The organism is uncultured Campylobacter sp. (genome assembly GCF_938018145.1).
GTDB lineage: Bacteria > Campylobacterota > Campylobacteria > Campylobacterales > Campylobacteraceae > Campylobacter_A.
On sequence record NZ_CALIII010000223.1, the window covers coordinates 1 to 10,342 of the forward strand.

The following is a 10,342-nucleotide window of genomic DNA, read 5'->3' on the forward strand; positions in this document are numbered from 1 at the left end:
TTTAAATTTACGACTTCGCTTTTTAAGTTACCTTATACAAAAAACTGTATTTAAATATGAACCCAAATTGGCATATCTCTAGCTTCTACAAAAAGTCATAACTACAAGCATTTAATTTTATGCAAATTCTGTTTTTAATAATCCACAAAAAAGCAATAATAAGCCATGCAATCATGGGAGCTTTAATTAGATTAAAAATGCTCCAAAAACTATCTGTAAATTTTGTTTCAAGTAAAATTTTAAAAATCATAAATTTCTAAACTCAAATTTTTTACCGATTTTATTTCAAATTTAAAATCCGTTCAAAAAAACCAAGCTAGCAGCCAAATTTTGCCGACTCAACGGCAAATTCAGCTAAATCCCAAGCCTATCCTTCGCCGCTTGCGTGATTTCCTCTTCGTAGTCGTAGTATTCAAACGTCGCGCCGTGCTGAAACGCACCGTTTAGGATGTCGCCGCTTTGGCGATTTTTGAGGTCTATCTCGGCGATCTTAAAGCCATCCAGCGTCTCGCAAAACTCCCTCAGGCGCGTCGGCGGATTTTTAAGCTTCGTAAATAAAAAGCAAAATCCGCTCCCGCCGTTTCGCCCTACTCGTCCGCGCAGCTGATGCAGGCTCGCTAGACCAAGCCTTTCCGCACCAACGATCACGATCGTGCTAAGCCGCGGCAGCGAGATGCCGACCTCGACCACCGTAGTCGATAGTAGTACGTCGCCGTGCTCGCGAAATTCACGCAGAACTTGCTCTTTTTCTTTGTCTTTGCCGTGCGTGACATAGACGTTTGTAAAATTTGCCCGCCAAAAATCCTGCGCTTCCTCCAGCCCCTGATAGTTCGAGTTTTCGCTACTCTCAACCAGCGGATAGATCACGGCGACTTGCTTGCCTTTAGCGATTTGCGATTTAATATGCGTTAGCAGCTCGCCAAAGTCCGCACTCTGTAAAATTTGCGTATGGATATGCTTTTCAAAAGGCATCTGCTTTAGAAAGCTAAATTCTGCGAAGCTGCTTTGTATCATGCTTAGCGTGCGTGGGATCGGCGTTGCTGAAAACTGCACGACGTGAGCCTTGGTCTCGTCCGCTGTTTTTGTTTGCTTATTTCCTTTTTCGGGTGCGGTTGCGGCTAAATTTACCTGCTCGCCGCCGTCAAATTTATCGTCCGCTTCATCAAGCTGCAAGTCTTGCCCGAGCTCCCCGCTAGCTAGAGCGTTGATTTTCTCGCGCTGATTCGAGCCGAAACGGTGCTGCTCGTCTATCATCACCAAAGGCGCAGCGGGCAAGCTTTGATAGAGCAAAACATGCGTGCCGATGATGAGATTTACGCCGTCAAATTCGGGTTTATCGCCGCTTTTAACTAACAAAACGCGCATAAAATCAGGCAGCAAACGCACTGCCTCTGCGTAAATTTGCTCGGCCAGTATCGACGTTGGTGCCATGATGAGCGCAGGGCCGGGATAGACGCTAAGCGCGGCGGCTAGCATAACAAGCGTCTTGCCGCTACCGACATCGCCCATCACGACGCGTCGCACTGCCTCCTCGCCGCTAAAGTCCGTGCGCAGATCAGCGATAGCGTTTAGCTGGTCGGAAGTCGGCACAAACGGCAAATTTTTAAGCCACGAAGAGATATCAAAAAGCTTGATTTTAGGCGCTTTAAAATGCGTTTTTTTGGCGTTTAGCTTTTTTAGGTAGTTGTAAATTTCAACGAATTTTAGCACCTCTTCGCCCGCTTTTTCGCGAACGAGCGCGTCCAGTATCGCCACGCTTTTTTCGTCTCCTCTGTGCAGATCTAGCAAAAACTCAGCCTCCCTAGGCGCGAGTCCCGCCTCAATCAAATTTGGCGAATTTACGTACTTTTGGATCAAATTTTTAAACGAATCGTCTCTGAGAGAGAGTTTGTATTTGGGTATGATTTCGTTTATTTTCGTGACGATTTTTGGATTTGTTAGCTGCCACGAGCCGTAGGCGTAGGCGCATTTGCCGCTTACAAATACGCTTTTGCCGACCTTAAAAGCGCCGTGATGCCAAGGCTTGGCGTTAAAAATCACGATCTTTACGCTTTGCTCCCACGCCTCGCACCAGCATACGGCGTGTAGCATTCCGCCTTGGCGATACGCGCTTTTTATCTCCACGGCGACGCTCACGTGCCCGTCTTTTGGTGCGGCGGCTAGGCTCGTATCCTCGAAGCTTTTAGGAAGCTTAAGCGCGAGGTCGAGCAGAGTGGTTACGCCGATTTTTTTTAGATTGATTTTGTCTTTTTCATCAAATTTCATTGTAAAGCACGGCAAAACTGAGCTTTTCTATCTCCGCGTGCTCCGCGATAAACGCGTTTAGCTCGGCAAGCTTTAGCTTTGATATTTTTTCTAGCTCGTCTTTAAAATTTCCTAGTTTAAAGCCGTTATAAAACTCGCTCTGAGCGATGTTTAAGCGGTTAAAAAGCGTCTCTTGGCGTAGCGGCTGCGAGCCTAACAAAAATCTTTTAGCCTGCGCTAGCTCGCCTGGCTTTACGCCGTTTTTGACGAATTTTGCAAATTCGTCTTTCACGACCGCGACCGCCTCGCTCCTGCTCTCGTTTTTGGTTTGCAGATAGCCCCAAATTTGCGAGTGGCTCAGCGCAAATTCGCTCCTAGCGTACGCCGAATACGCCAGCCCGCGCTTCACGCGGATCTCCTCCATCAGCCTACTGCCAAAGCCGCCTTCGCCCAAAATAAACGTCGCTACCTTGGCCTTATATCGCTCTTCGCGGGAAACGTCAAAAGGCGCGCCAAAGTAGATATAGGCTTGCTCGCTAGGCTTGATGATGGCTTTTTCGCCACATTTTTCATCGGTTTTTAGTAGCTTTAGTTCGCGCGCTTCGCCCTGCTTTAGCGAGCTTAAAATCTCGTCCAAATTTAGCTCCTCTGGCGTCACTTCGCCGCCTAGCACTACAAATAAATTTGCCAGATCAAGCTTGCTAGAGATGAAGTTTTTAACGTCGTCTAGAGTGATACTCTCTACGCTTTGCTTCGTGCCGATGCTAGGCCTTGCTAGATTCGTACCGGGATATAGCAGCCCGTTTAGCGCGACTCTAGCCAGATAGTCGTAGTCGCTCTCGTTGCCAGAAATTTCACCCAGCGTCAAAGTTCGCACCTTTTCAAAGCTTTTTTGGCTTAAATTTGGCTCCTCTAAAAGCTCTTTTAGCTTGGCAAGCGCGAAAGAAAAGTGCTCCTTTAGGCAGTTTAGCTCAAACGCAAACGTCTCAAATCCCGCGCTCGCGTAAAGGCTAATCGCGCGCGTTTCAAGCTCTTTGGCAAAACCAGCCGCGCCCTTGCTTAGCGTGCCTTCGTCGAAAATTTTCGCGACGAATTTAGCTAGCCCCGCCTTGTCCTCTACGCAAGCTCCGGCAACCTTGAAAATAAGCTTTAGGCTCACCGCGGGTAGGGTTTTACTAGCCTCGTAAACGGTCGGGATTTGTAAATTTGCGGCTTTTAAATTTATGATTTTCATCAATAAAACCTTTCTAAAATATCGTAATTGGTATTGCGTTTGGCGGGTTTTTCGCCGATATCTTTGATGAGGCGTATCATCTCGTCTTGATTCATGCGGTAGCTAGCGCCGGCGGCCTTGACGACGTTTTCCTCCATCATCGTGCTGCCTAGATCATTTGCGCCAAACAGCAGCGCCAGCTGCCCGATGTAGCTGCCCTGCGTGACCCAGCTGCTTTGGATGTTCGGTACGTTGTCTAAAAACAGCCTAGAGACGGCAAGCAGGCGCAGATAGCGATTCGAGCTTTGCTTTTTGATCTCGGGGTGCTCGGCGGTTAGACGCGTATTTAGTCCCTGAAAGCTCCATAATATAAACGCTCTAAAGCCGCCAGTCTCATCCTGCAAGCTCCTGATATGCTCCCAGTGCTCCACGATCTCGCGCGTGGTTTCGACGGTGCCAAACATCATCGTAGCCGTCGTCTTTAGCCCCTCCTCGTGCGCCTCGCGGTGGATGCGTAGCCACGTTTCTACGTCGCATTTTTTAGGCGCGATCACGTCGCGGACGCGGTCACTAAGTATCTCTGCGCCGGCTCCGGGCATCGAGTAGAGCCCCTTTTCTTGCAGCCTACGTAGCACCTCCCTCGTGCTGATACGCGAGATCCTAGCGATATAGTCGATCTCGACCGCGGAAAATCCGTGAATCGTGATGCTTGGATATTTTTTTGCTATAAACTCCACGAGATCCTCGTACCACTCGATTTTTAGCTTCGGATGTACGCCGCCTTGAAATAAAATTTGCGTCCCGCCGATAGCGATGAGCTCCTCGATCTTTTGCCCGATCTCGTCAAAGCCGAGCACGTAGGCGTCCTCGTCCTTATGATCGCGGTAAAACGCGCAAAATTTACAGTCCACCCAGCACGCGTTCGTGTAGTTGATGTTTCTATCCACGATAAAGGTCGTGACGCCGTCAGGGTGCAGCTCGCGCTTGCGCGCTAGAGCCATCGCTCCAAGCTCGTTTAGCTCGGCGTTTTCTATCAAATTTACCGCCTCGTCTACGCTTAGTCTAGTCAAATTTTTCCTTTAAATTTTTTACGCGAGTTTAGCGAAAAACGCTTTTATCTTTGATAAATTCACGTCTTTAACGTCTTGCGGATATCATTTTACGGCATACGCAAAGGAAAAGAAATGATTTTAAAATCCACAAAAGACGCTCTCGAGCTAAAATTTAGCCTTTTGGCGCTAGCTGCTATGCTCCGCACCGTCACAGATAGTCGATCGCATAAAACCTAGAGTCAAATTTGCAACGGCTTTTTAAATTTAACCCGATTTATAAAGCTTAAATTTGATAAAATCGCGAGACATTTTATCAAAGGAGAAAAGATGAAAAATTTAGTTTTAGCTGCGATTTTGGCGCTATTTTTTGCAGGCTGCACGGCGAACAAACCAGCTCCAGCCGAGCAAAACGCGCAGGAGTATCGCCACGCTACGCAGATAAAAGATGCAAGCTGCCCGCATCACGGCATAGCAAACGCTAGCTGCGCACAGGCTCACGGCGCGATAAAAGAGTGTCCTCATCACGGAAATCACGGAGCGGATAAAAGCCTGGGCTGCGGCGGCGATAGCGACAAATCAAAGCCATGCCCAAAATGCGATGCAAAAGCACACGAGTGCGCGCAACATAAAGGCTGCGCTCATCACGGCAAAAGCGGCGCAAGCGACAAAGCGCACGCCTGTCCTCATCACAAACACTAAAATTTAATGCGGTCAAGGTCAAATTTGATCGCACTTCCCCTCAAATTTAGGCCAGCTGGCAACATCAAAATTAAGCTCAAATTTCACCGCAAAGTAGTTAAAAATCGCTTTTAGTCTCGTCGTCTAAAATTTTAAGCAAGTTAGGCATCCTAAACTCGCCGCTCATCCCCTTTACGAGCCGCGCCGCTTCGTCTAGGTCGGTACCGACAGCGCTAACAAAAAGCGGCCTCTTACTCTCGCCTCTGCAAATTTCTCTTACGAGCTTGCAGCTACCTTTAAAAGGCGATTTGGCTACGCCCACGACCTGCACTCTGCGCTCCAAGCGCTCGTATAAATGCCCACCCAGACCGTATCTTCCATCGCCATCAAGATAAACGAAACCGTCGATCACGATGAGCGAGATATCCCGCACATCCAAATCCTGCAAAAGCGAGACGATGCACGGTAGCTCCCTTTTATAAAAGCTTCCGCTCTCATAGGGCGCCACGTCGTCTACTACTTTTGAGATGATTTTGAGCGGCTTTTCGTCGCTAAAATTTTCAAACAAAACCCCTACGACTTTAGCCTTACTTCCCGCATAATACGCATCTGCGGCAAGTTTCACCGCTATCCTTTTTTGTTTAAATTTGAGCGGCGCAAAAAGACAACTAAAACATCAAAAGCCCCCTCAAAAGCTCAAATTTAATCCCGCTGTAAAACGACTTTATTGCCTTTGGTGCCAAGCACGCGCACCTTTGCACCCTCGGCTAAATTTCCGTCGTAGCGCCACAAAGTACCTTTAAAATAAACCATACCCTCTCTGATCTCGCCCTCGCCGCTCTCGTTTAAAAAGTCATCTTTGACCTCGCTTTCGTGCTGGTTAAATTTGGTCTTTAGCGGCTTTCTAAGCGCAAAAAGCAGGACCAATGAGACGATAGCGATGAGTAAAATTTGATACTCCCAAGCGATATCGATAAAAAATCCCAAAACTCCGACCGCTAAAAATCCAAGCCCGAAAAATAGCACGAAAAAGCTACCGAGCATAAACTCGAGCATGACTAGCCCGACGCCGGCGGCTAGCATCAAGTACGCGGGTATCATTTCGCCGCCCTAGCGCCCAAAAAGTCCTTTAAAACACTTAAAGAGCCGATGAGCTCGGTCGCTTCGTAAGGGACTAAAATTTTATCTTTCGAGCCGTTTTTGGCTAGCTCGTTAAAGGCTCCGACGCGGTCGCGCGCGAGCAGGAACTCGGCAGCTTTTGCGTTTTGCGCCATGCTTTCGTTTATCATATCCATCGCCTCTTTTTGAGCCGTGGCTAGCGCGATTTGCTCGTATTTTTTCGCATCGGCCATACGCTCGATGGCTTCGGCTTGCAATACTTTTTCTTGTTTTAGCGCCTCGGCGTTGCGGATGAGCGCCTCTTTTTCAGCCTGCGCTTTTAGCTCGATCGCGCGTTTTTCGCGCTCGGCTTTCATTTGTAGATTCATCGCCTCTTCGATGCCGTGCGGGACGGAGATCTCGGAGATCTCGACGCGCATGATCTTTACGCCCCAGTTATCGGCGGCGTCTCCGAGCGCTCTTTGTAGCGCGGAGTTTAGGCGGTCGCGCGAGCTAAGCGTATCATCAAGGTTCATCGCGCCTATCTCGCCTCTTAGCGTCGTCATGGCTAAATTTGCGATCGCGCGTTTGTAGCTATCGACGTTATACAGAGCCATTTTGCCGTCCACGACCTTTAAAAACACGATGCCGTCGACGCTTATGTTTACGTTATCTTTGGTGATGACTTGCTGTTTCGTGATATCTACTAGCTGCTCTCTCACGGTGATCACGGCGCGGATCTGATCGACAAAAGGGATAATGATGTGAAAACCGCCGTCAAGCACCTTATGAAATTTACCCAAACGCTCGACGATGTAGATATCAGACTGCGAGATAATCTTGATACCGGCTTTTAAAAACAAGACCGCAAAGGCCAGCACGACCACGGCAAATACGATAAACGGGATGCTCTCTTCCATGACTACTCCTTAAAATATTTTTCATCATTTTAGCCGCTTTTTGCTAAAAAATCGCCATTTTAGCGGAAAATTTTTAGTATAATTAGCCAAAATTTTAAGGATAAATCATGAAAAATATTTTATTTTTAGCCGCAGCTGCGATGATATTTGCAGGCTGTGCGGCAAGCGGCGGCGCAAGCGCGGTAAGTAACAAAAAATGCGGCAGCACGGAGGTTTTTGAAACGTGCGGCGCCGAGGTAGATAAGGAAAATTTGATCGGCGTTTACGAGGCTAAGGTGTTTTGCGACGGATGTAGCGAAAACTCAAAAAGCACGCTAACACTCAACGCGGATGGTACGTTTAAAATCGACACCGTTTATCAAAAAAAGATCGCGCAAAGAGAGCTGCAAACAGGCATTTACGAGATATCAGGCAACACCCTAAGAGTGACGAATCAATACCGCGAAAAGCTAAATTTCGAGATTAACGGCGATACGCTTCGCCAGATCAGCAACCAAAACAGCTTTATCAAAGAAAATTTCGCCCAGGAGCGCATCTACAAAAAACTAGAAGCAAACTAATCGGCAAATTTAGCGCTCAAATTTAACCCAAAGCCCAAAATGAGTAAATTTATCAACCTACTAAAAACCCAGCCCGTTTTCGCGCGCCTCTCGCTCATACAGCTGATTTGTTATTTTGGCGTTTGGTTCTCGCACACGGGCATTTTTACGCTGCTTATCGAGCTTGACGCGCCCGTTTGGGCGATCACGGCGGCGGCTGCGCTAGCTTTCGTGCCGGGCGTGCTACTATCGCCTTTTAGCGGTATCGTGGTGGATAAATTTAGCCCCAAACCGATGCTAATAGCGCTCACGGTCGTGGAGATGGTGACGGTTTTTATGCTCGTTTTTATCGACAAGCTTTCATTGATGTGGTTGCTTTTTGTGATAATATTTATCAGAGTTGGGGCCGGCGGGACATATTTTCAGGTCGAGATGAGCCTTTTTCCTAAAATTTTAAACAAAGACGAGCTAAAAACCGCAAACGAGATCCACTCGCTCATCTGGGCGTTTTCATACACCGCGGGCATGGGGCTAGCGGGCATTTATATCCATTTTTTCGGGATAAAAAGCGCCTTTTTGCTAGACTGCGGTCTTTACGCAGTAGCGCTCATAGTCCTACTTAAAACAGATATCGCCGTGCGAGCTAAAAAAGGCGGCGAAAAAGTCCGCGAGATGCTAAAAAACGGCCTAAAATACGTAAAACAAAACCCCCTCATCGCGCACCTCATCATGCTGCACGCGGTTGTAGGCGTGACCAGCTACGACGCGCTCGTGGCGCTACTAGCCGACTATCCGTACGCCGGCCTGCTCTCGGCATCGCTCATCATCGGCTACATCAACGCCTGCCGCGCCGTCGCCCTCATCGTCGGCCCGCTCGTGCTTAGTAAATTCGTCTCAAACTCCAACCTAGTCTATATCTACGTCGGTCACGGGCTTGGCGTCATCGCGTGGAGCGCGCTGCAGTTTAACTTTTATATCGGATTTATCGGGATTTTCTGCGCGGGATTTTTCACCTCGACGCTTTGGAGCTACACCTACACGCTCATCCAGCAAAAGTGCGATCCGGCGTTTTACGGTCGTATCATCGCCTATAACGACATGGTTTACCTGGGCGTCGCGGCGGTGATTTCTGGCGGCATAGGGCTGCTGTTTGAGCTAGGGCTTAGCCTCTCACTGATCACGGCTCTAATAGGCTGTATGTTTTTTGCGGGAGCGATTTACTGGCTCTTCGTGCGTAAAATTTACAGAGACGAGCTAGCGTAAATTTACTTTGCGGCGCGGGTTTAACAAGCGGCAAATTTAATCAAATTTGACCAAATAAATTTGCCGCCCGCGTCAAAAATGCAGCAGTCTCGGTACGTCAAATTTATAAATCAAATTTAACGGCAAATTTGAGCCAAAATTTGATCCCAAATTTATCTCGCTCAGGCCTTGGCGTAGTAAGTCGTTCCGTTTGAAATATGCTTTTTATAAAGCGTCGTAAACGGCACCAGATCGGCGTGTCCTACGTAGAGCCTGCCGTGATCGCTCAAAATTTTATGAAAGCGCTCGACCGTTTTTAGCTTAAATTCCTCGTTAAAATAAATCATCATATTTCGCGAGAAAATGATGTCGAATTTACCGAGTTTAAAGATCGCGTCGTCAAAGATATTTGCCACGCTAAACTCGCATCTAGGCAGCATCTCGCGCTTGATTTCGTACTTGCCGTCGCGTTTTGTAAAGTAGATATTTTTTTGATTGTCGTTTAGGCGGTGCAGCGAGCGCTCGCTATAAACGCCCTTTTTACAGCTATCGATAGCCTCGGAGTTTATGTCGATACCCACGATACTAACGCGATTTACGTCGAGTAAATTTGAGTGCGCTAGCATACCCAGCGAGTACGCCTCATCGCCCGTCGAGCACGGCGCGCACAGTATCCGCACGCTATCAAGCTCCTCTCTGGCGTAATAGATCGCGGCTTGTAGCTGCGGCAACTCTCTGTAAAAATAAGTCTCGTTCGTGGTGATCAAATTTACGATCTCTTGCCTCATAAAGCGGTCTACGAGGACTTTTGAGCTTAGGGCTTCAAAGCTTGGGATGCGGTTTGCTTGGCAGAAATTTATTAGGCGCTGTTTTATCATGTCCTTTTTGGACTCCAGATCCACGCCGCACATATTTTTGATGACTTCGACGAATTTATTTAGCCCCGCCGCATCGCTAGGAGCGGGCGTCAAATTTGCATTTTCAAGCATGTAAAAACCTTTCCAGTTCCGCTCTTATACCGCCGATGGGTAGCGACTTTAAATTTGCGTTGATTTCTTTCGCGCGCTTTGGCATGCCGTAGACGATCGCGCTCTCCTCGTTTTCGGCGACGCATTTGGCGCCGGCTTTATATAGCTCGTTTAGCCCGCGCGCGCCGTCGTCGCCGATGCCCGTTAGCAGTATAGCCATGACGTCGGCAAATTTACAAGCCTGCACGCCCGAATGAAAAAGTACGTCCACGTTTGGATTATACGTGGTCTCTTTCATAGGCGAGCACATGCCGGCCGTTAGGGGGCTAGCAGAGATTATCTCGGAGTTTTTTTCGCAGATATATATCGCGCTTTTTAGCTGCACGGG

General features: G+C 48.1%; 11 protein-coding genes. 3 read left to right on the forward strand and 8 right to left on the reverse strand.

What is annotated here, in order from left to right:
• Positions 1–354: 354 nt before the first annotated feature.
• From Q0338_RS04960 to Q0338_RS04970, 3 genes are read right to left on the reverse strand one after another with little or no spacing between them, the layout of a single operon-like run.
• The gene (locus Q0338_RS04960; RefSeq protein ID WP_298085800.1) at positions 355–2,265 is read right to left on the reverse strand and encodes a DEAD/DEAH box helicase; all 1,911 of its coding nucleotides are present in this window, start codon (positions 2,263–2,265) and stop codon (positions 355–357) included.
• Positions 2,255–3,478, reverse strand: coding sequence for a pitrilysin family protein (locus Q0338_RS04965; RefSeq protein ID WP_298085791.1), 1,224 nt, complete (start codon positions 3,476–3,478; stop codon positions 2,255–2,257). Before Q0338_RS04965 ends, Q0338_RS04960 begins: the two co-directional genes overlap by 11 nt.
• A complete protein-coding gene (locus Q0338_RS04970; protein WP_298085792.1) occupies positions 3,478–4,527 on the reverse strand; it encodes a dehypoxanthine futalosine cyclase in 1,050 nt (349 codons plus the stop codon). The genes Q0338_RS04965 and Q0338_RS04970 overlap by 1 nt, the downstream gene beginning before the upstream one ends.
• A 309-nt stretch (positions 4,528–4,836) precedes the next feature.
• On the opposite strand from Q0338_RS04970, the gene Q0338_RS04975 reads away from it, so the two are divergent.
• The gene (locus Q0338_RS04975) at positions 4,837–5,208 is read left to right on the forward strand and encodes a hypothetical protein (protein ID WP_298085793.1); all 372 of its coding nucleotides are present in this window, start codon (positions 4,837–4,839) and stop codon (positions 5,206–5,208) included.
• A 97-nt stretch (positions 5,209–5,305) separates the two neighbouring features.
• Here Q0338_RS04975 and Q0338_RS04980 read toward each other — a convergent pair whose 3' ends face one another.
• The 3 genes from Q0338_RS04980 to Q0338_RS04990 all read right to left on the reverse strand — a co-directional run bounded on the left by Q0338_RS04980 (position 5,306) and on the right by Q0338_RS04990 (position 7,205).
• The gene (locus tag Q0338_RS04980) at positions 5,306–5,812 is read right to left on the reverse strand and encodes an endonuclease V (RefSeq protein WP_298085794.1); all 507 of its coding nucleotides are present in this window, start codon (positions 5,810–5,812) and stop codon (positions 5,306–5,308) included.
• A 77-nt stretch (positions 5,813–5,889) separates the two neighbouring features.
• Positions 5,890–6,288 carry an NfeD family protein gene (locus Q0338_RS04985; protein ID WP_298085795.1) on the reverse strand — a complete coding sequence of 133 codons (399 nt, stop codon included), beginning with the start codon at positions 6,286–6,288 and terminating at the stop codon, positions 5,890–5,892.
• Positions 6,285–7,205, reverse strand: a complete 921-nt coding sequence (locus Q0338_RS04990; RefSeq protein ID WP_009493831.1) for an SPFH domain-containing protein — start codon at positions 7,203–7,205, stop codon at positions 6,285–6,287. Before Q0338_RS04990 ends, Q0338_RS04985 begins: the two co-directional genes overlap by 4 nt.
• Positions 7,206–7,312: 107 nt before the next feature.
• Between Q0338_RS04990 and Q0338_RS04995 the strand changes: the two genes are divergently transcribed.
• Positions 7,313–7,765 carry a copper resistance protein NlpE N-terminal domain-containing protein gene (locus Q0338_RS04995; protein ID WP_298085796.1) on the forward strand — a complete coding sequence of 151 codons (453 nt, stop codon included), beginning with the start codon at positions 7,313–7,315 and terminating at the stop codon, positions 7,763–7,765.
• A gap of 39 nt (positions 7,766–7,804) precedes the next feature.
• The gene (locus Q0338_RS05000) at positions 7,805–9,007 is read left to right on the forward strand and encodes an MFS transporter (RefSeq protein ID WP_298085797.1); all 1,203 of its coding nucleotides are present in this window, start codon (positions 7,805–7,807) and stop codon (positions 9,005–9,007) included.
• 161 nt (positions 9,008–9,168) lie between these two features.
• Here the strand turns inward: Q0338_RS05000 and Q0338_RS05005 are convergent, their stop codons facing one another.
• Entirely contained in the window at positions 9,169–9,975 is an 807-nt protein-coding gene (locus Q0338_RS05005) for a protein-glutamate O-methyltransferase CheR (RefSeq protein WP_298085798.1), read from the reverse strand.
• Positions 9,968–10,342: chemotaxis protein CheB (locus tag Q0338_RS05010; protein ID WP_298085799.1), on the reverse strand; the 375-nt coding region annotated here is incomplete at its 5' end. The genes Q0338_RS05005 and Q0338_RS05010, both read right to left, overlap by 8 nt.

What these genes read in the sequence shown, in the direction of transcription:
- Q0338_RS04960 (WP_298085800.1), bottom strand. Translation starts at nt 2,265, where the DNA reads ATGAAATTTGATGAAAAAGACAAAATCAATCTAAAAAAAATCGGCGTA.
- Q0338_RS04965 (WP_298085791.1), bottom strand. Translation starts at nt 3,478, where the DNA reads ATGAAAATCATAAATTTAAAAGCCGCAAATTTACAAATCCCGACCGTT.
- Q0338_RS04975 (WP_298085793.1), top strand. Translation starts at nt 4,837, where the DNA reads ATGAAAAATTTAGTTTTAGCTGCGATTTTGGCGCTATTTTTTGCAGGC.
- Q0338_RS04985 (WP_298085795.1), bottom strand. Translation starts at nt 6,288, where the DNA reads ATGATACCCGCGTACTTGATGCTAGCCGCCGGCGTCGGGCTAGTCATG.
- Q0338_RS04990 (WP_009493831.1), bottom strand. Translation starts at nt 7,205, where the DNA reads ATGGAAGAGAGCATCCCGTTTATCGTATTTGCCGTGGTCGTGCTGGCC.
- Q0338_RS04995 (WP_298085796.1), top strand. Translation starts at nt 7,313, where the DNA reads ATGAAAAATATTTTATTTTTAGCCGCAGCTGCGATGATATTTGCAGGC.
- Q0338_RS05000 (WP_298085797.1), top strand. Translation starts at nt 7,805, where the DNA reads ATGAGTAAATTTATCAACCTACTAAAAACCCAGCCCGTTTTCGCGCGC.
- Q0338_RS05005 (WP_298085798.1), bottom strand. Translation starts at nt 9,975, where the DNA reads ATGCTTGAAAATGCAAATTTGACGCCCGCTCCTAGCGATGCGGCGGGG.